Annotated in this window: 26 protein-coding genes; 4 read left to right on the forward strand and 22 right to left on the reverse strand. The window is 49.3% G+C overall.

Annotated elements, in window-relative coordinates:
- The first annotated feature begins 23 nt into the window (after positions 1 to 23).
- Both coaA and DFQ00_RS16935 read left to right on the forward strand, forming a co-directional pair.
- Positions 24 to 953: a type I pantothenate kinase gene (gene coaA, locus DFQ00_RS16930; protein WP_110897677.1), complete on the forward strand. Its 930-nt coding sequence runs from the start codon at positions 24 to 26 to the stop codon at positions 951 to 953.
- 24 nt (positions 954 to 977) lie between these two features.
- On the forward strand, positions 978 to 1,340 hold the full coding sequence (locus tag DFQ00_RS16935) for a DUF423 domain-containing protein (protein ID WP_110897678.1): 363 nt from the start codon (positions 978 to 980) through the stop codon (positions 1,338 to 1,340).
- An 87-nt stretch (positions 1,341 to 1,427) separates the two neighbouring features.
- Here DFQ00_RS16935 and DFQ00_RS16940 read toward each other — a convergent pair whose 3' ends face one another.
- The 20 genes from DFQ00_RS16940 to DFQ00_RS17030 all read right to left on the reverse strand — a co-directional run bounded on the left by DFQ00_RS16940 (position 1,428) and on the right by DFQ00_RS17030 (position 17,344).
- Complete coding sequence (locus DFQ00_RS16940) at positions 1,428 to 2,006, reverse strand: histidine phosphatase family protein (RefSeq protein ID WP_110897679.1); 579 nt, start codon at positions 2,004 to 2,006, stop codon at positions 1,428 to 1,430.
- A gap of 24 nt (positions 2,007 to 2,030) precedes the next feature.
- Positions 2,031 to 2,825: a glutamate racemase gene (gene murI, locus DFQ00_RS16945; protein ID WP_244213889.1), complete on the reverse strand. Its 795-nt coding sequence runs from the start codon at positions 2,823 to 2,825 to the stop codon at positions 2,031 to 2,033.
- An 82-nt stretch (positions 2,826 to 2,907) separates the two neighbouring features.
- Positions 2,908 to 3,087, reverse strand: coding sequence for a hypothetical protein (locus DFQ00_RS16950; protein WP_146236182.1), 180 nt, complete (start codon positions 3,085 to 3,087; stop codon positions 2,908 to 2,910).
- Between the two features lie 26 nt (positions 3,088 to 3,113).
- Complete coding sequence (locus tag DFQ00_RS16955; protein ID WP_110897682.1) at positions 3,114 to 3,605, reverse strand: GNAT family N-acetyltransferase; 492 nt, start codon at positions 3,603 to 3,605, stop codon at positions 3,114 to 3,116.
- A gap of 27 nt (positions 3,606 to 3,632) precedes the next feature.
- Complete coding sequence (locus DFQ00_RS28850) at positions 3,633 to 3,797, reverse strand: hypothetical protein (protein WP_167433750.1); 165 nt, start codon at positions 3,795 to 3,797, stop codon at positions 3,633 to 3,635.
- A gap of 1 nt (position 3,798) precedes the next feature.
- Positions 3,799 to 4,362, reverse strand: a complete 564-nt coding sequence (locus DFQ00_RS16960) for a GNAT family N-acetyltransferase (protein WP_110897683.1) — start codon at positions 4,360 to 4,362, stop codon at positions 3,799 to 3,801.
- A complete protein-coding gene (locus DFQ00_RS16965; RefSeq protein ID WP_110897684.1) occupies positions 4,359 to 4,940 on the reverse strand; it encodes a DJ-1/PfpI family protein in 582 nt (193 codons plus the stop codon). Before DFQ00_RS16965 ends, DFQ00_RS16960 begins: the two co-directional genes overlap by 4 nt.
- A 128-nt stretch (positions 4,941 to 5,068) precedes the next feature.
- A complete protein-coding gene (locus tag DFQ00_RS16970; protein WP_110897685.1) occupies positions 5,069 to 6,043 on the reverse strand; it encodes an SDR family oxidoreductase in 975 nt (324 codons plus the stop codon).
- Positions 6,044 to 6,078: 35 nt separating this feature from the next.
- A complete protein-coding gene (locus tag DFQ00_RS16975) occupies positions 6,079 to 7,392 on the reverse strand; it encodes a F390 synthetase-related protein (RefSeq protein ID WP_110897686.1) in 1,314 nt (437 codons plus the stop codon).
- On the reverse strand, positions 7,389 to 8,303 hold the full coding sequence (locus DFQ00_RS16980; RefSeq protein WP_110897687.1) for an MBL fold metallo-hydrolase: 915 nt from the start codon (positions 8,301 to 8,303) through the stop codon (positions 7,389 to 7,391). Before DFQ00_RS16980 ends, DFQ00_RS16975 begins: the two co-directional genes overlap by 4 nt.
- The gene (locus tag DFQ00_RS16985; RefSeq protein ID WP_110897688.1) at positions 8,297 to 9,292 is read right to left on the reverse strand and encodes an NAD-dependent epimerase/dehydratase family protein; all 996 of its coding nucleotides are present in this window, start codon (positions 9,290 to 9,292) and stop codon (positions 8,297 to 8,299) included. The genes DFQ00_RS16980 and DFQ00_RS16985 overlap by 7 nt, the downstream gene beginning before the upstream one ends.
- The gene (locus DFQ00_RS16990; RefSeq protein ID WP_244213890.1) at positions 9,289 to 10,515 is read right to left on the reverse strand and encodes an ATP-grasp domain-containing protein; all 1,227 of its coding nucleotides are present in this window, start codon (positions 10,513 to 10,515) and stop codon (positions 9,289 to 9,291) included. Before DFQ00_RS16990 ends, DFQ00_RS16985 begins: the two co-directional genes overlap by 4 nt.
- Positions 10,505 to 11,506, reverse strand: a complete 1,002-nt coding sequence (locus DFQ00_RS16995; protein WP_110897817.1) for a beta-ketoacyl-ACP synthase III — start codon at positions 11,504 to 11,506, stop codon at positions 10,505 to 10,507. The genes DFQ00_RS16990 and DFQ00_RS16995 overlap by 11 nt, the downstream gene beginning before the upstream one ends.
- Positions 11,507 to 11,702: 196 nt before the next feature.
- Positions 11,703 to 12,593, reverse strand: a complete 891-nt coding sequence (locus DFQ00_RS17000) for a TIGR01777 family oxidoreductase (protein WP_110897689.1) — start codon at positions 12,591 to 12,593, stop codon at positions 11,703 to 11,705.
- Between the two features lie 228 nt (positions 12,594 to 12,821).
- A complete protein-coding gene (locus tag DFQ00_RS17005; protein WP_110897690.1) occupies positions 12,822 to 13,340 on the reverse strand; it encodes a hypothetical protein in 519 nt (172 codons plus the stop codon).
- A 128-nt stretch (positions 13,341 to 13,468) separates the two neighbouring features.
- The gene (locus tag DFQ00_RS17010) at positions 13,469 to 14,218 is read right to left on the reverse strand and encodes a YdcF family protein (protein ID WP_110897691.1); all 750 of its coding nucleotides are present in this window, start codon (positions 14,216 to 14,218) and stop codon (positions 13,469 to 13,471) included.
- A gap of 24 nt (positions 14,219 to 14,242) precedes the next feature.
- Positions 14,243 to 14,794, reverse strand: a complete 552-nt coding sequence (locus tag DFQ00_RS17015) for a nucleotidyltransferase family protein (protein WP_244213891.1) — start codon at positions 14,792 to 14,794, stop codon at positions 14,243 to 14,245.
- Positions 14,795 to 15,003: 209 nt separating this feature from the next.
- Entirely contained in the window at positions 15,004 to 15,333 is a 330-nt protein-coding gene (locus tag DFQ00_RS17020; protein WP_279630421.1) for a GyrI-like domain-containing protein, read from the reverse strand.
- Positions 15,334 to 15,454: 121 nt separating this feature from the next.
- The gene (locus DFQ00_RS17025; RefSeq protein ID WP_110897692.1) at positions 15,455 to 16,318 is read right to left on the reverse strand and encodes a DMT family transporter; all 864 of its coding nucleotides are present in this window, start codon (positions 16,316 to 16,318) and stop codon (positions 15,455 to 15,457) included.
- Between the two features lie 69 nt (positions 16,319 to 16,387).
- Positions 16,388 to 17,344 (reverse strand): metallophosphoesterase family protein, encoded by a 957-nt coding sequence (locus DFQ00_RS17030; protein ID WP_110897693.1) that lies wholly within the window; start codon positions 17,342 to 17,344, stop codon positions 16,388 to 16,390.
- Positions 17,345 to 17,618: 274 nt separating this feature from the next.
- On the opposite strand from DFQ00_RS17030, the gene DFQ00_RS17035 reads away from it, so the two are divergent.
- Positions 17,619 to 18,398, forward strand: coding sequence for a DeoR/GlpR family DNA-binding transcription regulator (locus tag DFQ00_RS17035; RefSeq protein WP_110897694.1), 780 nt, complete (start codon positions 17,619 to 17,621; stop codon positions 18,396 to 18,398).
- Between the two features lie 84 nt (positions 18,399 to 18,482).
- Here DFQ00_RS17035 and DFQ00_RS17040 read toward each other — a convergent pair whose 3' ends face one another.
- A complete protein-coding gene (locus tag DFQ00_RS17040) occupies positions 18,483 to 18,752 on the reverse strand; it encodes a hypothetical protein (RefSeq protein WP_244213893.1) in 270 nt (89 codons plus the stop codon).
- Between the two features lie 120 nt (positions 18,753 to 18,872).
- Between DFQ00_RS17040 and DFQ00_RS17045 the strand changes: the two genes are divergently transcribed.
- On the forward strand, positions 18,873 to 19,139 hold the full coding sequence (locus DFQ00_RS17045) for a SunI/YnzG family protein (RefSeq protein ID WP_110897695.1): 267 nt from the start codon (positions 18,873 to 18,875) through the stop codon (positions 19,137 to 19,139).
- 153 nt (positions 19,140 to 19,292) lie between these two features.
- On the opposite strand, the gene DFQ00_RS17050 is transcribed toward DFQ00_RS17045, so the two are convergent.
- Positions 19,293 to 23,669, reverse strand: a complete 4,377-nt coding sequence (locus DFQ00_RS17050) for an AAA family ATPase (RefSeq protein ID WP_110897696.1) — start codon at positions 23,667 to 23,669, stop codon at positions 19,293 to 19,295.
- Positions 23,670 to 23,764 lie beyond the last annotated feature (95 nt).

Below are 23,764 nucleotides of genomic sequence, written 5' to 3' on the forward strand. Positions count from 1 at the left end.
TTACATACAGAAAGCGGGATCTCATGAATTTATACTCACCCTACATCGAGTTTGACCGCAAGGAATGGGCTGGACTCAAAGAGCATCAGGTTACTCTTCCGCTAACGGAAGCCGAGCTAGAACAGTTGAAAGGCCTGAACGAAGAAGTGTCCATTCAGGAAGTGGAGGATGTTTATTTACCTCTTACCCACTTCATTGACTTATATGCCAGAGCTTCGCGAGAGCTTAACCGACTAACGGCCTCTTTTATGAAAAAAGAAGCGCTCCACACCCCCTATATTATCGGGATCGGGGGTAGTGTTGCCGTGGGAAAAAGCACAGCGGCTCGATTGCTACAGGCTCTTCTTGCCAGAGGCAGGAACAACCCCAAAGTTGATCTCGTCACCACGGACGGCTTTTTGTATCCAAACGCGGTGCTACAGGAAAAGGGCATCATGAACCGCAAAGGTTTCCCGGAGAGCTATGACATCAAATCACTCATTCAATTCATGGGAGATGTCAAATCCGGCAAGCCGGAAGTCAAGGCTCCAGTTTACTCCCATCTGGCTTACGATGTCATTCAAGGACAGGAGCAACGGATTCGCCAGCCCGACATTCTGATCATTGAAGGCATCAATGTATTACAGGTAAAACGAGAGACCCCTTTACTGGTAAGTGATTTCTTTGACTTCTCCATCTACATTGATGCAGAAGAAGAACATATTCGGCACTGGTACGTAGAACGCTTTAAGCTGCTTCGCCAGACAGCGTTCCAGAATAAGGATTCCTTCTTCCACCAACGATTCGCCAATATTAATGAAGAGGAAACAATCGAAACAGCGAATCAAATCTGGCAGGATATCAATGCCAAGAATCTGCATGAAAATATTTTGCCAACCAAAGGCAGAGCCCGATTAATTCTGAAAAAAGAAGCCGATCACTCGATTCAGCAGATTCAATTACGCAAGTTATAGACATTGTAAAGGAGTGACAACAAAATGCAAACTCTGGTTATTCTCGGCAGTGTGATGATGTTTCTGGCTGTTGCACTAGGTGCCTTTGGGGCACATGCGCTCAAACGCAAGTTATCCGCTGATATGATTAAAATTTATGAAACGGGTGTACAGTACCATATCGCCCACGGACTTGGCATCATCATGCTCGGACTGTTCGCAGATCAGCTGCCCTCCTCATCTCTCGTGCTCACAGCGGGGTGGCTGTTATTTGCAGGAATTATACTTTTCTCCGGCAGTCTCTACACGCTCAGCATTACAGGCGTACGAAAATGGGGGGCCGTCACACCCTTAGGTGGTGTAGCTTTCCTCGCCGGCTGGGTCACACTTTTATTAGCTGCATTGTAAAACGATACAGCAAGTTTTTCTCTCAAATCATTCAATGGAGTGTTATGGCTGAACGACCCTGAAGCCAAACGCTCTTTTTTTGTGGCATTAGTCAAGGGCGAGTCTGCGTATGCTGAATATAGGCTCGTGCTCTTTCCTTCCCCCCTCATCCATCTGCCGATGCTCTCGTCTCAGAACATAGATATCCGGGTTAGACAACCGAGCCCACTCGGGGTAACCAAATGACGGAACATACTGACGAATAATTAACGATAACAGATTGCCATGTGTGACAACCACACCGTGGAGCTCAGGTCTGCTCCAGCATTCCTCCAGCACAGCCAAAGCCCTGCGAGCTGCGATTCTTGAAGACTCTCCGCCTTCTGCCGCCCAGTCCACATCATCATATGTACGTTTCAGTACATCCATCCAGTCCGGCAGATCCTTGGTACTAAGCACACGCTCCTGCAAACGTTCGTCCGTATGGATGTGCTGTTGTATGGCTGCGCCCAAAGGCACAGCCGTCTGCACAGCTCTTTTCCACGGACTGGACACGATATAAGAAATTCCATGACTGGATAACATCTCCGCCAGTCTCTCGGCCTGCGTGTATCCCTCGTCTGTCAGACTTGCATAGGGCTCCTGTCCTTCGGCTTTGGCGTGACGAATCAGATAAATAGACTCCATGTACAACACCTCCGATTGTCTGAGCTACAATGAATTTTCTTTTAGATACTGGAGTGCAATACGCATTCTATACTGATCTTCTATGCGGCCCGATGAACTGAGAAAAGTCACATCTTCCTCCACGATTCCCCCGCTCTTGTCATGCCGATGAGTCTGGAGTGCAAGCCGCTGCTTTAAATGATTCACCGTGCCAGCACTTCCGTCTACGATCCGAACATGCTCCGGCAGCACCCCTTGCAGAATTGAAGAGTAGAACGGGTAATGCGTACAGCCCATTACCACTGTTCCATATCGTTCCATGTCCAAATAGGATAGCTTGGATCGGAAGTACGCTGCAATGGTTACCGGATCAAACTGCAGTTGCTCGCACCACTCTACGAGTTCAGGGAGAGCAAGCGAATCCACCCGGTGCTCATCATCCACACGGGATACCAGCTCGTTATACTTTGTCTGGCTCAGTGTCAGAGCTGTAGCAAATACCAGCACTCGTTTGCCGTTATCCCGGTTCATCTCAACAGCCGGCTTCACAGCTGGCTCCATGCCGATGATGGGGATGTCGTATCGGGAACGAAGCTCACTGACGGCCAGGCTGGTTGCTGTATTACATGCGATTACGATAGCTTCTGCGTTTTGGCTTACAATAGCCTCAATGCAGCCCAGAATATAACCTCGCACCTCGTCCGCAGACTTCGTTCCATAAGGTACATGCAGGGTATCTGCATAATATATATAGGACTCTTCGGGAAACTGCTGTAATGCCTTATGCAGTACCGTTAATCCGCCGATGCCTGAATCAAAAAAAGCAATTTTTCTCGTCAAGGATGTCACCTCTATCACGTATTCTTTCGGTTCCGGGAACCTTAAACTAGTGCTCATGCTGACTGGAGGTGAAGCTCATGTTTTAATGAACCAGCTTACTCAAAGCATTGGCCGTATCCTCGTGCAACACCTGGATGCCAAACCGTTCTTCCATCTCTACATTCAGAAACCAGTATTCCCGCTCGGTGACGTACCATCGCCATATACCCTGAAAACAAACAAAAGCAATTGTGTTCTTAGCATACACAGGTTCTGTCTTCATGGTCACACCTCCTAACACAGGCTCTGTCATTGCTCTATCCCACCCAGCCTTAGATCGAGCTCCCATCGCTCCTCCGTCATTTCCTGACCGGATAATATTTGCGTTCGAATCTCTTTGACTTCAAACCCGTACAATTCATATAAATTTCTTGCACCGTACAGCGATGAATTGGTCCACAATAAAATAGAACGATATCCCTGCTGAGTCGCATACGCAATCACGTGCTCAATAAGCCTCCTGCCCCAGCCCGCACCTCGGGCTTCAGGTTCAAGCAGAAACCAGCGTAGCTGAGCAGTGGTGTCGTTTACTCGTGTCAGTCCTATCGACCCATATGTTCTATGGTTCAGCTCCACAATCCACAACATTTCTTTTGTGTAATCTCCCTTATCAGCAAAGGTCTGTACCGCACTAGAGATAAAGGCAGCAAAGCTATCATCATAATTATACTCGTCCCGATAAATACGGATATGCGCTTCAATGACATATTGCAGGTCTTTTTGTATGAAAGTACGGATCATGACTGCTTTTCCCCCTATTTCATCAACCTATTCAGCAGTTTCTCCGCTTGACCGCTCACTGCACCAGATCATCCGGGACCTCTCTTCACTCCGGCGGATGATATGCTGCTCCATGTTAACCACAACTTCCGCCATGCCGGACAACAGCAGAGGGAGAACAGGCAGTAGAAGATACACTTCAGTAGGTTTCAAATCACGCCCTACTCTGCTTCGGTTCTGAGCTCCCGCTGTAAACATACGTCATATGCGCCTCATCGTATCCTTGCCCGGCTACCTCCAGCGCATTGCGCTCGATCCCGTACACCTCAAATCCATGCCGCTCATATAACCTTCTTGCAGCAGCATTCGTGGTAACCACACTCAGATTAATCTGTTTGAGATGTTCCAGATGTCTGCCCCGTTCCAGCACTTCCGATAATAAAAGAGATGCCAGCCCCTCCCCCCGATAATTCGGTGCCACATAGACACCCCAGATGAAGCCTTTATGTCTGAGCTTGAGGCCGTATTCCCTTTTAAATCCCATAATGCCTGCAAGTGTACCGTCAGGTGTAAAAGCTCCTAGGATATAGTCATCAGGCTCGTTATGTATGCGATCTTGCACTTCACTCATAGATAGCTGCCTGGATAATTCATATGATGCGCCAAAAGCTTCGGGATGCATCTTCAGCGCTTTGAGCCGCAAAGGCCAATATAAATCGGATTCGTCCCTTAGGATGTTGCGCAGGATGTAACCATCTTGTTCAGCATTTGTACTCATCCTTCATCCACTCCCTGCACGTCATACGGATAATCAATTTGCATTTTGACATGGGCTGCCGCATCCTGCCCGGCTAACAGACCAACAATGTACACCCCCAGATCAATCGAAGTGGCTACTCCCCCGGCGGTAATAACTTGACCATCTTTGACAATCCGCTTGGGTACAACTTCAGCAACATATGGCTCTAGCAGATCATAAGCGTAGGGATGCGTTGTCGCTCGTTTACCTGTTAAAAATCCGGCGGCTCCCAGCAATAAAGAGCCTGTGCACACCGATACCTTCACGGGTATCGGTTCAGCCTGTCTCAGCCACCCGACAAAAGCCTCATCATATCTGAGCTTACGTGTTCCCATACCTCCAGGGATAAAAAGCAGATCATACTCCGCCAGATCAGGCTTCACCCGATCCACCTTCAACGTCAGACCGGATTCATCCGTAACCTGATCCGTCATCGCACAGGTGTCCCATGTCGTTCCCTTAGTTTGTTCGTAGCCATTAAGTCGGTTAACCACGTCATAAAACCCGGCAAAATCGAGAAATGTCAGACCATCAAACAAAATAAATGCCATTTTCACCTGAACGCCCCCAAGGTTAAGTTGTTATATGTCTGGTTAACTATGTTTCTAGTTGTGATTCTCGTTGTCTTTCCGATTACGGTCTCGTTCCAAAGCCTCCCGTACATCACATGTTTGCTCACCTTCGGCTATTGAAGTCCACGCGCAATGAGCCGCTCCAGCCACTTCCATGGAAGCAGTGCCTTGCCGATAATCAGTAGTCGCGAGCCCTTGCCCAGCGCATACCGCAGTCTTGGAGCACGCATCCCGGTGATCCGCGCGATCAGATCAGCGACCTCCTGCGGGTCAGGTGCCGTCTCACTCGCTTGTCTGGAATACCGCAGGACTGCGTCCAGCTTATGCTTGTAAGGTGAATCTTCATGCCGATGAATATCACCAAGACCTTTATTCCAGATAGGTGTACGATACGCCCCTGGTTCCACCAGCACCACCCGGATACCGAAGGAGGACATCTCATGGCGCAGACTTTCCGTGAATCCTTCCACGGCAAACTTCGAAGCAGCATAAGGCGCATACCCCGGAAAACCCGACAAACCACTCACACTCGAAAGATTAATAATCAGTCCACTCTGCTGTTTGCGCATCAGAGGCAGGACGGTACGTGTGACGTCAATAAGTCCAAACAGATTTGTCTCCATCTGCCGCCGCCAGTCCTCCATCGCCACCTCCTCAATGAACCCGCCCACCGCAAAACCTGCATTATTCACCAGCACGTCAATACGTCCATATTGCTGCATTACAGTATCCACAGCAGTCTGGACTGATTCTGCATCCGTCACATCGAGTTGAACATAATGGAGACGGTCGGTAAGCCCCGCTTTCTCTGCCCGGTCAGACAATTCACCCTTGCGGCTCAGATCACGCATCGTAGCTACAACGTGGTATCCTTGCTTCGCCAGCGTGATCGCCGTCAACATACCGAAGCCGCTGGATGTGCCTGTAATTAACGCTACTGGATGCTGTTGTCCGTAATTATGTGCTCTTTTTGCTGGTAGTCCGATGGTTTGCCCGGACTCCGTTGCCTTGCTGTCCGTTGTCTTATCTATGCCATCCGCGTTGTTTGGCAGGGAATCCTCTCCTATTTTATAGGCCCATGCGGTCATATTATCACCAACTCCCCAATGTATTCCTTCAACGGTTAATCCACACGTCTCTCCACCCGCCGCAGCTTAGTGACTCCGGCCTCAAATGTGTACGGCACAAAGTCTACCTCTGGCGGCATACATTGCATTCGCTCAGCTAATATATTCAATTCTTGCATCACAGCGACCTGCACCTGCTCAGCTTCTTCGCCAACCTGCAACGATACTTCAAGCCTTCCGCTACCATGCTGTACTACGCGATAGTGCTCAATCAACGGCGAAGCCGCAATCACCGCACGACTGATAAAATCAGGAAAGACCGTAACCGCCCTACCTCCATGTTGATGTGTAAAATAAAGCGTATCATCACAGCGACCTTCGATCCGCTCAATGGCAGTAAACAACGAACCACAGGCGCACGGCTCTGCCGCCTCGGTCAAGATATCATTCAGCCGATATCGGATAATCGGCTGTGACGTTCTGGAGAAATCTGTAATCACAGGCACAAACCGCCGGGTGGCAGGATCGAGGTACTCTTTTTCAATATGCACAATGTCTTCATTCAGATGTAACGTACCCTGCTCACACGTCGCACCCAGAAAGCCCTCTGTACACTGGTATACCTGATGAATCGTCTGCCGGAAGACACGCTCCAGCACGTTGCGATCCAGAGGGTCCAGCACCTCGGCAACGGAGATGATTTTGTCCGGTACATGAGTCAAGCGGCCTTGCACATAAGCATCAGCCAGCATGCGAAGCATGGAGGGCGGTGCCACCCACACGGTACCCCGGTATTGCTGCAAACGTTCAACAAGCACATCCACTTGCTCCAGCAGATCAAAATATTGAAATTGCAGCTTGCCTCGCTTCACAGATTCATACAGCTTACTATTTGCACGCAGGAAAAAAGCAATTTTGGCCGGCTTCCACAGTCCTCCTGGCAGCAGTTTGGCCAGAACCGTGCCCGTCCAAGCATCCTGCTCCCGATCACTTACCAGAAATATGCCCCGGTTGCCGGATGTGCCCGAGGATAACCCTACGGTTATTCCTTGAATGGAAGACTGCTTGAAATCACGAGTATGCTCACTCTCTCCTGCAAGAATTAACGCCTCTTCCTTCGAAATCCCTACGGTATTAAGCGTATCAAAATGCTGCATCATAATGGGCTTGTCAATCTGTGGAAATCGTCTCCACTCTGATGAACTTATGCCGCTCCACCATGTTTGATAAAAAGGAGATTGCACCCGAACACGCTCTACATGCCGTTTGATTCGGCGTTCCTGCCAGCGTTCAAGCTGCGCTCGTGTACTCCATCTGCGCAGGCCTCGTGCAAGTGCATAATGAGCTACAATGCGAAAGGCATTGCTCATAGAACTGTGCCTCCTGCGCCCCATTCGCTTAGCACCTCCTGGCAGTGACTTGGCACAATCCGCAGCGAAGGAAACTGCTGATGCAGCTGAATCAGCTTGTCAAAGTTCCGCCTGTATTCCTGCCGATCGGACATAATAATGCCCGCAAGGGCATGCGGTCTGCGCTGTTCACGAAAAGCCCGGCTCGACCACACCGCATCTGCACACAGAAAATATTCATGCTGCTCTGTACGCAGCAAAATTCCCATCATGCCCGCAGCATGACCCGATACATCTACACCTAACAGACTGCCATCCCCGAAAATATCGTATACCTCATCCCAAGGGAATACTGGCGGTGAAGCTGCTTCTGTTCCTGTCCCTCCAGTTGTGTCGACTCCTGCACCTCGGGTCATGTCAGGCCACCGTTTGGGCTGTCCCGTCAGCGGAAGAGACCGCCAGATAAAATCATCCGGCAGCAAGCCAGCCAGAAATCCGGCCTTTACCGCCGCAATCGGACCAAGCGAGCGGACTGCATCATAAGACTTAGGCAAATAAATAAACTGCGCTTCCGGGAAATCCCGCGCGCCTGCGATATGATCCCCGTGAAAATGCGAAAGAATGACATAACGAATGTCTGCCGCACACAGCCCGATTCGTTTTAGAAAATGAACCGCACTGTCCTCCTCCTGATACACAACAGGGGTGATATAACGATACAGTGCATTAGGCAGCCGGGCAGTCTCATCGAAAAAACGGGAGCTATAGCCTGTATCCAGCAGCATCGCGCCATGTACCGGGTGAATGATACAGGCAAAGCCTGCGGGAAACCGCACGGGCCTGATGCTCCCCCCCTTCAGCGTGAGCACCTCGGGATGTGTACAATACCCCGCCGCGCCCAAATATAACTCGACTGGAGCTGAAGTCAGCATGATGTATCCCTCCACCAATCTGCAAATTGCTGTAAACCTGTCTCAATAGACACCCGAGGTATGTACCCCAGCTGTTCTTTTGCATCTCTAATGCATAATGTCTGCGGCACACTCAAGGACCCAACCGTGTATCTGGTGAGTGAAGGCTCACCCAGAGCGGGTACGAACCGATGCACCCCTTCCAGCAAAGCAGCGACCCCGTAGGCCGCCTTGTATGGAATATGCAAATGCCTCAGTGGCATATCCAGCATGTCAAACAGCCTGCTCACCAGTTCGGCAAAAGGACGCGGGTCTCCATTGGATATGTTGTAGGCTCTCCCGAGCGCATCTGCCGGAGCACTTTGGCATAATAACAAGGCGTCTACAACATTATCCACACATGTCAGGTCAATAAGTGCCTGTCCACCATCAATCATCGGTACTCCACGTTTGTTATTCGCTGCCACAATACGCGGAAACAACGTCTGGTCATACGGGCCAAAGATAGCCCGTGGACGAATCATAATCGACGGCAAGCCTTGAAGATGTGCATCCATAATTATCTGTTCAGCCAGATATTTGGTAGCCGCATAGTGATTGGCTGGTCTGGTCGGCAGCGGATCATGTTCATGAACCTCATAACGCGGCATGAAGTTAAAATACAGACTTGGCGTCGATACATGCACGAAACGCTGCACTTGACTGCGCAGGGCCGCATTAATCAAATTCCGCGTTCCCTGAACGTTACTGCTGAAAAAGTCCCTATACTTCCCCCATGGCGACGACAACGCCGCACAGTGAAATATAACCTCCTGACCTGTACAGACTTCATCTACGATCTGCTGGTCCCTTATATCTCCCTTATGAAAACGAACTCCTGCCGCAACTAAAGCATCACCCGTCGCTTGCTGACGCCCCAGCCCCGTCACGTCCCAGCCGTCCTCGGCAAGCCGAACAGCCAGATGTCTGCCCAGACAGCCCGTAGCTCCCGTTACCAATGCTCTCTTCATTGTTGTTCACCGTTCCATTCTATGTCATGGGTCAACGCCTCGGTCAGTGTGATCCGCAACGAGCGCGCATTACGCCAAGCTGCCAGCACCACTGCAATCTGTTCGAAGAAGGGCCGCGTATCCTGCTGTGCATACACCACATCTCTTGAACCACGCCAGGCCGTCATCCATTCCCGCAGGTTCACTCTGCGGCTGATCTGCCGGATGCCACATCCGAGCATGGGTAGTGCAAGCATCGCTTTAACAGGCGACTCGGGAATAACCTCTTTCTTTTCGCTCAAGAGCCTCTCTGGTTCAAGCAGAGCACGCACCAAGCCATCGCCCGGATGAAACAGATGAATGCCGCTGGTCGCTCTCGGATTACACTCTATCGCGTACAGTTGGCCCTCCATATCTTCAATAAAGTCAAAACCGATCTGTCCGGTAAAAGTTATCTCCTGCACAAACTGTTTGACCCACGCATAAGCACCTGTATGATCCACCTGCTCAAAAGAAACGCTGGCGCCTACGTCACCTGTACGAAACTTGCTCTCGTAGGTGGCATGAGCAACCAATCGCCCTTCATGCACGACACTATATGTGCACAGTCCTCGCCCATGAATGTACTGCTGTGCTACCCAAGGAGAAACTGGAGATACCCATTCTTCTACTGGCAGATCATATGGCTCGTGTGTTGGCATGCGCACTTTGGCTGCAAAACGGGAATACACCGGCTTCCATACCCACTCCCCTGACCTGTCCAGAACATGCTGAATGTTCAGACGTTCCTGCGAACTTTGGATCAGGTAGGTATCTGGAACAGACAGCCCCATAGACTTCGCAAGCTGAATAAAATCATACTTATGATGCAGGACGTGTAGCTGCTCCGGGCTGGATACCAGAACACGGCAATGTTGTCTTAAACGATCAGCACGCTGAGCCACATAAAAAACTTCCTCACACATCGGAATAAGCAGATCAATCTGCCAGGTCTGCACCCACGTCTCCAGTGCAGACAGGTAGGCCTCGGTCTGATGGCGCGGCGATGGAACAAGAGCACACTGCTCCACCGCGCTGGATGCTCTGCAGAGATGCCGTTCCACGCTCTCGGCAACATACACCTGATGACCCGACCTCTGCAGCATACGTGCCAGATCCAGTGTCACCGGAGCCCTGCCCCCAGTAAGCAGCACCCTGCCAGGTGTAAGTGACGGATTCTGATGCTCTATTGATCTAGTAGTCAAGGATAAGTCCTCCCAGAGATAACCCCGCGGCTGTTCCGATCATGAGTACACGATCACCGCGCTGGATACGCTGCTGGCGAATCGCCTCATGTAAGCCCATCGGAATGGAAGCGGCAATGGTATTGCCATGACCTCGTGTAATATCCATGAACCGATCCTCAGGAATGCCCAGCTTCTTACGAATCAAACGCATGGCCATGGCACTGCCCTGATGCGGTATAACCATCTGGAAATCCTTCATCTGATTCCCGGAGGCACGAAGCATTTCATCCATGAAACCCGGCAACAGCTTGGACGCCATACGGAAAATCGCCTGCCCATCCATATGAAAGAGGTAAGGTGCTGACTGCTCGTCATTATATTTAACAGCGTGTTGCCTTGTACCTCCACCTGCAATTTCTGATAAACGTGCTCCACGGCTGAAGGTGCGCAGTGACGCGTGCACAATCCTTGAACCTGAATCTTCCGTTGCACGCTCGATGATCACGGCAGCCGCTCCATCTCCAAACAAAGCGGCACTTTCCGGCTCTTTCCAGTTCAATCCGACCGAGGCAATCTCGGTAGCTACGAGCAGAACACGTCGGTAACGTCCTGCATCCACCATATAAGAGATGACATCCAGTCCATTCAGGAAGCTCAGACAGGTCGCATCCATATCAAATGCAGGCACACCCGAGTCCTCCTGTCCCATCGCCTGCTGGATAAAGACTGCTGTACTTGGGAGCGGCTGTTCCTTCGTACCGCTTGTACATACCAGACAATCCATCTCTTCAAAGGATAATCCCGCATCTGCAAGAGCAGCTTCTGCGGCCCTTGCCCCCATATAAGAAGATGTCTCCTCTTCCGAGGCATAGTAACGATATCCTACACCTGTCGCTTTGCTGACCCAGCCTGCCGGGACATGGAGACGCTCATCCAGTTCCTCATCAGTTACTTTCATCTGAGGCAGGTATTTCCCCGTACCTGCAATTCTTACTCTTCTAAGCTGCATATGCCCAACCTCTTCTCTGTCGTCAATCATCACAATCAACAGAAGGGCAGATTGCTCTGCCCTCCCGGTACTACATAAACAACCGTCATCCCCTCACGCTGGTACGGTTCTGAACGATGCCGCTGCGTAGCCCTTTGGATTTACCTGTGTTAGTTGTCTTTAAAAGAACGAGTGCTTGTATTTTGTTGCACACACACTACTTTGACGGTTGGAGAATGTCAGCGAGCGCGGAGTCCAGCGAAGCATAAGTAAAGGTAAAGCCTTCCCTTTCCAGTCTGTCGGGGATAACCCAGCGACTTTTGAGCACCAGTTCCGTTTCCGTTCGAATAAACATCGCTCCCAGCTCAAGCATCCAGCGCGGGGAAGGCAATCCAACACGCACTCCCATCTGCTGCCTGAGGCTTGCCATCAGTTCTCGATTCGTCACTGGATGCGGCGATGATGCGTTGAACACCCCCTGCAACTGATGATGCTCCTGTAAAAACAACACCATACGAAACAAATCCTCGATATGAATCCAGCTGAACTGCTGGGTTCCTGTGCCCTGTGCGCCTCCAAGTCCAAAACGAACCAGATTCGTTAAGGGCTCCATCACCCCGCCTTTGCCAAGCACAATCGCAATGCGTAGCGCAACCTGACGTGTAGACGGCAAATGAAATTCGAAGAATGCCTTCTCCCACGCCTTGGCTACCTCTACTGAAAATCCTGAACCGATCTCACCATCCTGCTCCGTCATCGGACGATCCTCTGCATGTCTGTAGATCGTTGCTGTACTGGAGTTAATCCACAATTCAGGAGCATGAACACAAGCCAGCAATGCTTCTCCAAGAATATGCGTCGTTTCCGTTCTGGAATCCATAATGATTTTGCGGTTTTCATCTGTATAACGACAGTTCACCGACTTGCCGGCCAGATTAATTAGCAGCGCTGCTCCTTCAAGAGCCTGAGTGATCGCTCCTCGATCCTCCCAGGATATATGCCCCGGCTGACGTGAGATGATCAGCACGTCATATCCCAGCTTTTGAAATCTAGACGCAAAATCCTGACCTACAAATCCGGTTCCGCCTGCAAGCACAATCTTTTTCATGGTATCCCCTCACTTTCTGTAGAGGTGTCGCTTCCATTACCTAATGAATCACATCATCTTGCCTCTATATCAGATTAAACACTACAATGAAACATTTCGTTTGACGTGGCCCACACATTTTTTGCTATAACGCTTCAACCATCATACGTCTAAGCTTTATTCAGACACTCGGGTGCCGTTTGAAACATTCTTCTCCCTTAACCATCTATTAAGGGGCATTGAGACACCTTATCTTACACCAAGCGAATCATACAGCTTCTTTCGCTCTTCCTTTGCCCATGCATTCGTAACATCCTGCTCAAGCCGATATTGAAGCTCATCATGGAAGTCATGAATCATGTACCCTTCAGGCAGCTCGCCCAGCATGGCAGCAAAATCATACACCGGCAACGCTCGCTGCCCCTCACCAATCTGCTTCAGCCAGTTCATCCAGTCGTTCAGCGTAAGAATGCCTTCCTGCCATAATTCTGCTTGTAGTCCAAGCACATCCTGCAACTGCTCATATTGCAGTGAATCCGGGAAACGGCGACACGCCTTGACACCCAGCTCGTACAGCTCCATTGCGGCGCGGCGAGTGTCATGCATCAGCACGATCTCCAGACCCTCCAGGTAATCCTGAGCCATAATATGCTGCCCATCATCGTATAATAAAGGCGCCTGGGCCAACACACGTATAATATCCTGCATCTCGTCGTTGGAAACGTTCTTTTGCTCCGCCAAAGCGGGTAATTGATATGCTGTAATCATCGTTCACTCCTGCCTTACTCTTGTATTTATGTCGTAAGTATAACATGAAAAAAAGCAATGCTCCGCTTACTTGCAAGCAGGCATTGCCTTTACATACATGAAGAAAATGAATCATTCCGCTTGCGCGTTTATCGGACAAACAAGTAAATCAGCGCCTTTACCGTCCCAAAATATTCTCGGATCATATTAATTGGCTTCAAATAGCCGGGCGAAGGAGCGGATATGCCGTATTCAGCGGCGTAGCCGTTTTTGGCGGCGATATACTTTGCTCTGAACATATGATAGTCACTCGTCACAATCATAATTCGGGGGTGCTCGATACCCGCAGCATCCATTATTGTTTTGGAAAAAGCCAGATTCTCCTGTGTCGTGGTCGAGCGATCCTCCATCGTGATCTGAGCAGGGTCGATGCCCTGATCCACCAGATAATTTCTCATAGCAAGCGCTTCGGGAATGGATTCACCAGGTCCCTGTCCCCCTGAAACAATCACCGGGATCTGCGGATGACTTCGAATGTATTCGAGACTGGCATCAAGACGCTGTTGCAAGGTCAACGTTAATTCCGTGCCTTTGATGCCCGAGCCCAGAATAATGACATAGTCGGCTTGCTCTACATCCTTCGCTCCCAGCTGGGTGAACACAAGTGCTTCAATAACAACAAAGGAAACTGCAATAACGCCGAACCCGGTCAACAATATGCGCCGGAGCCAGATATGTTTCTCATAATCAATCCGTCTTAATATCATAAAAGTCACCGTAATCAAGGCAACAAATTGCACGGCAAAGTTCCAGCCCCAGAATACCAGTAAAAATCCTAGACATGCCAGCAGAATCCAGTCAACAATTCGTCCCTTCTCCCGTAAAAATTTCAGAATCAATGCAGTACCACTCCTTCCTAATACTTATGCACATACAATCGTCAGTTTAGGCCAGTGTTCCTGCCAATTTTTTTGAAGAACACGTTTATTATAATAGGCTGCATCCTTGAAAGACGGGCTTTTGCGCACAACCAATGTGTATAAATCCTCCAGCCCATAAGGAGCACAAATGCTGATATGGTCTTGTGCATCCAACTGCACAGCAATAGCCGTAACACGCTCAGGCCAGTAGCGCAGCGCATCCTCTGTAGAATGATATGGTGCATCGCCGTTGCGCAGATGCATTCTCGCTTGATTTTTAACCGACCACTTGTGATTGCCTGTAGCAGCACGCAGCCTATGCTCAAGCTGGATGTCCCGCTCCTCGGACAAGTTACCCGCATCATAATAGACCACATCAATATCACTGTGCAGCTCTCGTCTCGCATACCCATGAAGCTCATCCCATATGTAATTGCGAATATAACCCGCACCAATATAACTGTCGGGCAACTGAAGCTCACGCACAAGGCTCAAATCCTGCATGATCTGCTCCTGCTGCCGTAGCATTCTGACCAGCTGTTCCTCGTAATGCACAGCATTCCTCCTCAACTCAGCCCTCTCTTACTCATGACCAACAGTCTCGCTTTTCATTGCTATTTTCCAATATACCACGTTTCTAACCCTTGAATAAAATAAACAACTCCCCTCAAGCTGTTATTTTCAGGCACATCCATCGCGAATGCGCATTGAAAACTTACGGTTCCTGAGAGGAGTTGTTATACGTATACAACGATATATGAATTTTATTTAATCGGTATCCAGATCTGAGGCGGGTGATGCATGCCCCGATAGACTTCAAGCTCCGGCAGCCAGGCATGTTCATAAGGGTTGGAAGGGAGCCATTCCGTTACAATCTGCTTCCACAGCTTTTGCATGCCTTGGGGCATGGGCTCCTGCACCTCAAATACCGCCCATTTGCTGGCTGGCAACGTCAATGAACATAGTCCTTCCTGCTGCTCGTCTGCATAGGTTGTGGCAATCGAGTATTCCATCTGTTTGTCCTGAATTTCACCTTGATCCACACAGACGCCAGCAAATGCTCTTCTATATACTGTACAGACTTCTGTATCGATTCAACCCAGTTCATGTGTTAGATCACTCCTTGCCCCCTATCATACAGGATGCAATGAGCAGAAGCCTGTCATTTCTTGCTTTCATCTGTCCAGTGGAGTCTGGTTCCGGCTTTGAAGCGGTTTACCCCCACATGCCAATCAGCAGAATTCCGCCAAAAATAACGATGGAACAGAGAATACGTTTCATGCCCTGCTGTTCTTTTAATAACCAGATACCGAGAAAAGCTGCAAACACCGTCCCCACTTCCCGAAGTGGACCCAGTCTGGCCATCGGAGCTTGCTCCAGCGCAAACAGAAAGAGCAAATACGAGCCTGGGTTCAGCAAAGCTCCCAGCATAATAGTTGAACGATTCACCCTCCACTCTCGCCGCAGGCCACCCGAAGCGAGCAAGGCCGGTGTGAGTCCCGCTACAAAGCCGATATTTGTCACTTCCAGCAGTGCCAGCGGCGAGATATGCTGCAGATTTAATTTGTCTACAAAGACGTAACTGGTCGTGCAGAGCCCCACACATAAGGCCATCAGTATCGGCTTTGCCCCCTGAACCCCGGCTCCAGAAGCGGAAGCACGCCCCCAGCTCCCTACCCCGCTAAGAATTGTGAACCCGACAATCATGCAGCCGATGCCCATCCAGCCGTATACAGACAGCTTCTCCCCCAGAAAAGCAACCCCGATCAGAGGCACCAGCAGCGTGCTGGTACCCCGCATAATCGGATAGATCTGGGACAGATCGCCAAGCTCATAGGTCTGGGACAACAGCCATGAATATAACGCCTGCAGCCCCATCGACACGATTAACAAGCCATAGGCTGGCATTGTGAGCGACTCACGGGACAATTCCACCACCAGCACAGGCAGCAGCAGCACCGTTGGAATCATCATAATGGACCAAAGAAACACACTTTTGTTCAAGCTTCGCTTCGTAAACATACTCCAGACAGCATGAGCCATCCCCGAAGCAAGCACCAGAATTAACGGTAAAATCATGCTGTTAACGTTCCTCTCTTATGCTCTTGCTCATGCCTCTAAACTATAATCCAAAATTCAATCTGGCTCTTAACAAACCTCAGGCTGATGCTCCGGCTGCTCCTTCACGACCGATCCGTCCTCCAGACGCAGCCAGGTATCAAACATCCGATCACCCTCCCGCAGCTGAATGACACGCCCCCCGCGCAGCATGCCATCTCTGCCATAGGTGCTGTGACCGCTGGAACGTCCATAGCATAGATGAATTCCATGGTATTGTCCGTGAAAATCATTCACATGATCGTGCCCACAGAACATGCCCATCACATCCCCCATCTCCAGCAGTGCAGCGAACAAACCTGAATTAACTTGTGCAGCGCAGACAGGCTCAAATTTATGGCCATAACAGGTCTGCGTATCCCACATCGCTTGATATTCCGGGATCGGAATATGCAAAAACGCCAGGGCTGGCAGCTTATCCCCGCGACTGCGGCCGGGATTGACGCGTGTGGATTCATCCATCAGCCATCGGAGCTGACTCTGCTGAATCCAGCCATAACCCTCGATTGATTCCACGGGCGAATAACTCCCCGAATCGAGCAGGTACAACACAGCTGCCGGAAGGCCGTCCGCTCCGGCAATCTCCAGCGTGTAATTGCCCATGCCTGCAATGTCACGCGGCCCCTCTTTCGTCACGCTGCAGGCATGCTCCCGAACAACCTGCATAAGCTCTGCTTGGGTAATTCGCTGCTCGGCATCATGGTTGCCGAACACAAATGCCCATGGAACTCCACACTGTTCCACAGCCGATACGGCATCACGAAAAGCCTGCTGCGGATGCTCGCATGCCTTGTTTCCCGGATCAACGGGCCCGGTATAGATTACATCGCCAGTAAATACAACGAGATCGGGCTGCTCAAGCTCGATGATGTTCTGCATCAGCCGCCGGGTGCGAAGATCCTCAGGCCGCCCGTCTTTCCAGTGAAGATCGGTAAATTGTACGATGGTAAAGGTTCCATTTTCGCGAAAAGAAAGCTGTTTTGTCAAATGTTTCGTCCTCCCCATAATTTCTCGAAATGCTTTGTGTCGCTTTTAATCCTAAATGTGGTTTCTAGTTAATTCATGTGGTTTTAAGTTGTTTTATATGATGCTACTCCCACTTTCTGCAACTGTCAATATATCTTTTAATAGATCTTTAAAGGTCAATTTGAATGCCATTCTTTGAATGAAATTGACAACCGGCTGTCAGCAAACTTACACTATAGAAAACAACAACAATCCACAACATTCAAGCGTTGAAATCATAAGGAGGACGGATCAGATGTCTCTAACATACGAGGAACGGAAACACACCATTCTTACCCAGCTAGCTGTGCAAGGCAAAGTTCAGGTGCAGACATTGGCTCGGCTGTTTCAAGTATCCACGGAAACGATACGGCGTGATCTGGATCGTCTGGAGAAGGAAGGTGAGCTACGCAAGGTGTATGGCGGTGCTGTGCGCATACGCTCTGGCATGGTTGAGGCGCCTTTTCATAAACGTTCACAGCTTCAGCTTCAGGAAAAGCAGGCCATTGGCGCCGCAGCAGCTGCCCTGATTGAAGACGGCGAGACGATTATGCTGGACAATGGCACAACGACGATTGAGATTATGCGGCATCTGCAGCATCGTTCTCAAGTAACCGTCATAACCAATTCCGTTCCCATTCTAACCATTGCTATGGAGTCCTTTGCGGGAAAAATCATTTTTGCCGGGGGAGAAATTCATACGGCGGTGCAAGCCTCTACCGGACCTGCGGCTCACGAGATGCTGGATCAATTCAAGGTTAATAAAGCGTTCATATCGGCTGGAGGCATTTCATTCTCGGACGGTATCACGGATTACGTACTGGAGGAAGCTCTGATCTCGCGTAAAATGATGGAGAGGGCAGAGGAAGCGATTCTAGTGGCCGATCATACCAAGTTTGGACGATCCACTTTTGCCAAAATCGCACCTGTGGAGCATATTTCCATGGTCATCACAGATTCAGGCTGCCCTGCCGAATGGATGGAACATTTGCGGCGGCTGGAGATTGAAACAATTATTCCGGTTAGAGCAATTTGAACAAGCTATGTCATTTTACAAATGAACAATGAATATTCCATCACCCTGAATCGGTGGATCTAACGATAAGGCATGACAACACGTTTATCCCAAATCTGTACCTCGATATAACGCTCTGGCCCCTCCGCTCCTGTCTGATTCCATACTTGAGGCAGCTGTAAATTTCTCATATGCCATCTGCTCAAGTGATCTGCGTATCGTCATATAATCAGCGGAGCGCTGGCTCGCAAAGGTTTGGCCTGCCTGCCGAATTTGTGCTGAAGTCGCTTCTGCCTCCGCTACAGACAAACTGGACAAGTTTCGAAAAGGCCCCATTCTCTTCTCAAAATAATGATAAGCATCAAGTTTCTGCATCACTGGCTCATCTCCTTGATCGTATATTAATTAGGAATTTTTAACCAAAAGTGATAAACTAAACCTGATTCATCCTGCAATAATCACCATTTCATTATCGTCGTAGAAGGAGGTCATCTTATGTTTGGTGTAAGCGCAAAACAAGTTGAGGATCAACTGGTCATTTGCTATCAGTTTACCAAAATTGAAATTCCGCTCAACCAGATTACGTCAGTCACACTGGATGATACATATGGAGGCAGCGAACCCTCGGCTATTCGAATCGGCCCTGCACGGACAACCGAACGCATTCTGATCCGCACCACTCATCAATCGTACATTCTATTTACAAATAGCGTGAATATGTTTTCCGTCATTCGGGCTATGCTTTCTGACTCAGCATCGTAGCAGCATGCCTCCACAGATAAGTATCATCCACTGCACACATTTACTTTATGATGTATCGCATAGAACACAGAAGAGCCATCGAACAGATCCTTAAAAATCCGATTGATGGCTCTATATCATGCAATATTTAATACGCTCCACAGCTTTTTATGATTATGATTTATTGAATAGCTGAAGCTCCCTTGCTTTTTTAATCGCCTGAACGCGCGTACGTACTTCCAGCTTGCCATATATATTGTTCGCATGACTCTTGACGGTTCCTTCTGTAATCTCCATATGTGCTGCAATTTGTTTATTGGTCATGCCTTCCGCCATCAGACTCAACACTTCAAGTTCGCGATTGGTCAGGGTTGTAATTAATACCTGCTGTCCTGTAACATCTCCTGTCTGGCTCAGAATTGCCTGATCATCCAGCTGCCACAACCTCAAATATACCAAGCGTGAGAGAATTAATTCCAAAATCTCGACTCCCTCAGGTGTAAATGCGTTGGGTGTCAGATTATTTTCCAGATACAACACGCCGCCACGCTGATCCAAGTACTGCAGGGGCAAACATAATATGGATCTTGGGCGCTGAGCTTGAATATAAGGGTCTGAAGCGAACATGCTCTGTTCAGCTGATCCACATACAACAGGTTCCTTAGTTTTCATAACGAATTCAACCACTGATACGGCATAGCCACTCCAGCCTGGAATTATCTCTCCCTGTTCATCCTCATAACCTTTTCGGGCTTCGATCCTCCAATCCCCCTCTGTTTTGAGCAGCACCACCCCTCTGACTGCAGCAGCGTTTCGAATGGCAAGTTTCAGGAAGGCATCAAACAATTCCGATTCCGCCATTTCCTTAAACGGGATTTTGTAGGTTTGTTTAAGCACCTCGAGATCAAGTGCAGCTGCCATTTCAGTATTCGCTCTTTCATGTCTGCTGATCTCGCTTAGCCCTATATTCCGTTCACCCTGAACATCCTCAGTCTCCGTTCGGGATAAAAGCATCTCCACCGCAGGCAGATGGTTCTCTATACTCTGTACTTTTCCGTATGCGCCCCATCGTTGATACGCTTCGCGAGCTTTTCGAAGATATTGCTCAGCCTTATCTGGATCATTGCGCAATTGATACAAATATGCAGCCCGTTCAGCAGCAATGGCCTCTTCTTTGGGTTCACCATAGTCCCGGGCATGACGAATAGCACTTGCATACAGTCTGGCAGCCTCATCATAATCCTGATGAAGACGAGCATACTCAGCCTGCATAATTTCCAGTTTGCATAAGGCCCCCTCCGGCATCCGCTTGGCCCATCCCTTCATTCGCTGTAGCAAGTTTAATAGTTTACGATGATGCTCACTCCTCATCTGTTCCGAGGCTTCCGGATACACCGCAATTATAGCGAGCGCATGATAGAAGCAATGCTTCTGGTGCAGACACAGCAACACATTCGCTTTTGTATGTTCTGACTGTTTCGCTAATAGAAGTGCCTTCTCATATTGTCCATAGATATAAGCAATTTCCATATCACAGGTGTACAGGTAATACCTATTACCTCTATGCTCGTCACTGGGTAATTCTCCCTGAATCAATTGCTCCAATGAGGTGTTGTCAGTTGCTATCGAGTGCATTGGTTCAGAGTATGCCGTACCTAATCGCTCCACATATCGCTGGGAGATGTGCAGCACGTTCAACGTGACCTCATCCAGCAGCGTGTTCTCGTATCGGAGTTGGTAGTCAAGGGATACCCGCTTCAGGTTGTCCAAATCTTGATCTATAGAGATGACATGACATGCAATCGAGTTACCTGCGCTCGTTCTGTCCCCACTCTCCATAGCCAGCTGGACCGCTCTTTCGAATACGGATGCTACCTTTTGCGGACGAATATACTGCATAATTAGCGCACGGATCATCTGTACTCTTCCTTGAAGCAACATCCGATCCGATTGATCAGCATAATGACTTGCAACCTCAACCAAATGCCATGCTGATGCATACTGCTTGAATCCATAAGCTATCGTCATCGCATAAGAGCCCAATGCAATAGAGAACGCATCCCCAATCCCTTGTTTTAGAGACATTCGCAAATATCTCGCAAACACCACCACCGCGAGCTCCGGATTCACTATAAATAGTGCTGCTGATGACACCATAACAATTTCGGCCAATTCCTGTTTAGCTGGGTCATCACTCATAGGGAGCTTCTCCAGACGGCTACGCCATCTGACTAGTGCCAGCTGTGTAAGGGAAACTTCAGCAAGGATCGACATGCTTGATGTTCTGTATGGAACGGACAGTCCCAATCCCCTCATTGCTTCCAGCGCGGTATCCGTAGCCTGCTCCATTCTTTTGTGAAACGTATACAGCTTGATCAGAATAAGATAGATCCTGGTTCGGACAGGCCCTGTACTTGTCGACAAAAGCAGCTGCCTCAGATCGGCTTCAGCCTGCACAGCATCATGAATGAAATACCGGCACTCGGAACTTTCCAGCACATGCTGAAAATACAGGGAACCCTCGGCCTTGTCACCTTCCCCCTCCAGCAGCCGCAGACCTTCCTCGAATAGTTCCAATGCCTGCCGATAAGCCGCCGAAGCCATTGCCTGCTTCCCCGCACGAAGATTAAGCTCGGCCAGTTGACTTCGTTCGTGCTGGTCAACCATACAGGTGCTGCCTGAGTTCAAGTGATGCACTGTCTCGAATAACAAATCTTCTTCACGCTCAGCACCTGACAGCACTTGCAGCAGGTCACGACCTATCTTTAAATGAATCTGTTTTCTCTGATCGTCTGCCAGCCAGTGATACGCCGCTTCCTGCACTTGATCATGCAGAAACTTGTAAAGGCGGTTTTCCATGATGATCAGACCCTCCTGTAATGCAGGCAGCAGCGCCTGCTCCGTCTGATCCACAGATGCTCCTGTCAATCTGGCCATAAATACAGGATCAAAGCTCGCTCCCAGACAAGCCCCCCAAGCCAGCAGCTGCTGAGAGATTTCAGGAAGCTCATCGAACCTTTTGACAATCAGTTCAATGACATCCTGAGCTCCTTCGATCTTCTCGATCCGATCAACATCCCATTCCCAGCACCATTTACCGTAATCAAAGAAAATCCGTTTCTGACGATAATACATCTCCAGAGTTTGTTTGATGTATAACGGATTGCCTGCTGTTTGACGGTATAACACTTCAGCCAGCGGTCTGGCCCTAAGCTCTGTCACACGAAATGCTTCAGCCGTGAACCGAACGATGTCTGTCATCATCAGTCCTGAAACGGTATTCCATTGAATGCCAGGGGCTCCCCCTTCAGACGGTGTTCCGAACAACGTCCGAAATTCATGTCCCTCCTCAAGCACGTTGTCCCTATAAGTTCCAACAACCAGTACATGCTTCAGTGAAGTCTGATTCCACAAATCTCGAAGCAAGTGCAACGAGGCAGTGTCCGCCCATTGCAAATCCTCCAGTATAATGACGAGTGGACGCATTTCATCGGCAAATGCCCTGATCAGATTGCCAAGCAATGTCTGAAAGCGCTGCGTTGCCTCAGGGGGAGATAATTCCTCCACTGGAGGCTGATATCCAATAATCCAGGTTAACTCACTGATTGCAGTCGTTAATGCTCCCCCATTTTGCCCTAGCACCTTAAGCAATTTTGATCTCCACAGCAGAATCTGCTCTTCTCCACCCGAAACGATGTTACGAATCAAGACGGCTAAAGCCTTGGTAAGAGAAGCATATGGCTTCAGCTCCTGAAAGGGTTCATGTCTGCCAGCAATAACCCAGCCCTGGAGCTTGATTATATGGGATTGAAAAGCTTCGATGAGCGTAGACTTCCCGCTGCCAGCGGGGCCGCCTACAAACACAAGTGCTTTGTCCCCTGCAGCCGAGCGCGAATACTCCGCAATGAGGCGCTTCCAGTTTTCTTCCCGACCATATAAGCGAGTAGGCAGTAGAAATCGAGCCCGTTCGTCCAATTCACCCAGTGTAAAGGGTGGAATCATGCCGGTACGTTTCCATTGTTCCATACATTTATGGAGATCGTGTGCTACCCCCTCCACGCTCTGATACCTATCGTCAGGTGATTTTGCAAGCAGCTTCATGACCAGATCATTTAATCCTTGTGTACTAGAGGAATGAATCCCACGAGGCAAGAGCGGCATCATCGCCAGATGAGCGTATATCCAGTCATTTGCAGATTCTGCCTTAAAGGGCAGTTCGCTCGACAACAATTCATAGAGTAGGACACCTAATATATAGAGATCGCTGCGCGCATCAACTCTCCGCCTCATTCGACCTGTATGCTCAGGTGAGATATAAGAAAAATCCTCCTGGCTATCATCTTCAGCCGTATCCATATAACGTATTCTAACTTTTTCACGTTCAAAAGAAATCCACAGCGTTGTCGGTGTAAACCGGCACGCTCCGGTGATTTCCTGATGCTTTTCGCGCATTATACTCATGATCTGTTCCGCAATAGGGAAAAACATTTGAAGGTCAACGACCCTCTTATCTATAAAATCTCTTAATGTGATCTCTCCCAGATGAATCATGCACGTAATCCCCCATATGCTTTTCCGTATATGTATCTTCTACTTATTCTAGCGTCTTGAAGCCTAAAGTGCATCTGTATCTCGTTAATGAAATT

Source organism: Paenibacillus barcinonensis (assembly GCF_003217495.1).
Lineage (GTDB): Bacteria > Bacillota > Bacilli > Paenibacillales > Paenibacillaceae > Paenibacillus > Paenibacillus barcinonensis.

Bases quoted from the DNA above. Each gene is read 5' to 3' on its own strand.
- DFQ00_RS17045 (WP_110897695.1), top strand. From the start codon at position 18,873: ATGTTTGGTGTAAGCGCAAAACAAGTTGAGGATCAACTGGTCATTTGC.
- coaA (WP_110897677.1), top strand. From the start codon at position 24: ATGAATTTATACTCACCCTACATCGAGTTTGACCGCAAGGAATGGGCT.
- DFQ00_RS16935 (WP_110897678.1), top strand. From the start codon at position 978: ATGCAAACTCTGGTTATTCTCGGCAGTGTGATGATGTTTCTGGCTGTT.
- DFQ00_RS17025 (WP_110897692.1), bottom strand. From the start codon at position 16,318: ATGATTTTACCGTTAATTCTGGTGCTTGCTTCGGGGATGGCTCATGCT.
- DFQ00_RS17000 (WP_110897689.1), bottom strand. From the start codon at position 12,593: ATGAAAAAGATTGTGCTTGCAGGCGGAACCGGATTTGTAGGTCAGGAT.
- DFQ00_RS17035 (WP_110897694.1), top strand. From the start codon at position 17,619: ATGTCTCTAACATACGAGGAACGGAAACACACCATTCTTACCCAGCTA.
- DFQ00_RS16955 (WP_110897682.1), bottom strand. From the start codon at position 3,605: ATGATCCGTACTTTCATACAAAAAGACCTGCAATATGTCATTGAAGCG.
- DFQ00_RS16940 (WP_110897679.1), bottom strand. From the start codon at position 2,006: ATGGAGTCTATTTATCTGATTCGTCACGCCAAAGCCGAAGGACAGGAG.
- DFQ00_RS16950 (WP_146236182.1), bottom strand. From the start codon at position 3,087: ATGAAGACAGAACCTGTGTATGCTAAGAACACAATTGCTTTTGTTTGT.
- DFQ00_RS17005 (WP_110897690.1), bottom strand. From the start codon at position 13,340: ATGATTACAGCATATCAATTACCCGCTTTGGCGGAGCAAAAGAACGTT.
- DFQ00_RS16975 (WP_110897686.1), bottom strand. From the start codon at position 7,392: ATGAGCAATGCCTTTCGCATTGTAGCTCATTATGCACTTGCACGAGGC.
- DFQ00_RS16980 (WP_110897687.1), bottom strand. From the start codon at position 8,303: ATGCTGACTTCAGCTCCAGTCGAGTTATATTTGGGCGCGGCGGGGTAT.
- DFQ00_RS17050 (WP_110897696.1), bottom strand. From the start codon at position 23,669: ATGATTCATCTGGGAGAGATCACATTAAGAGATTTTATAGATAAGAGG.
- DFQ00_RS16985 (WP_110897688.1), bottom strand. From the start codon at position 9,292: ATGAAGAGAGCATTGGTAACGGGAGCTACGGGCTGTCTGGGCAGACAT.
- DFQ00_RS16960 (WP_110897683.1), bottom strand. From the start codon at position 4,362: ATGAGTACAAATGCTGAACAAGATGGTTACATCCTGCGCAACATCCTA.
- DFQ00_RS16970 (WP_110897685.1), bottom strand. From the start codon at position 6,043: ATGACCGCATGGGCCTATAAAATAGGAGAGGATTCCCTGCCAAACAAC.
- DFQ00_RS17040 (WP_244213893.1), bottom strand. From the start codon at position 18,752: ATGCAGAAACTTGATGCTTATCATTATTTTGAGAAGAGAATGGGGCCT.
- DFQ00_RS16995 (WP_110897817.1), bottom strand. From the start codon at position 11,506: ATGCAGCTTAGAAGAGTAAGAATTGCAGGTACGGGGAAATACCTGCCT.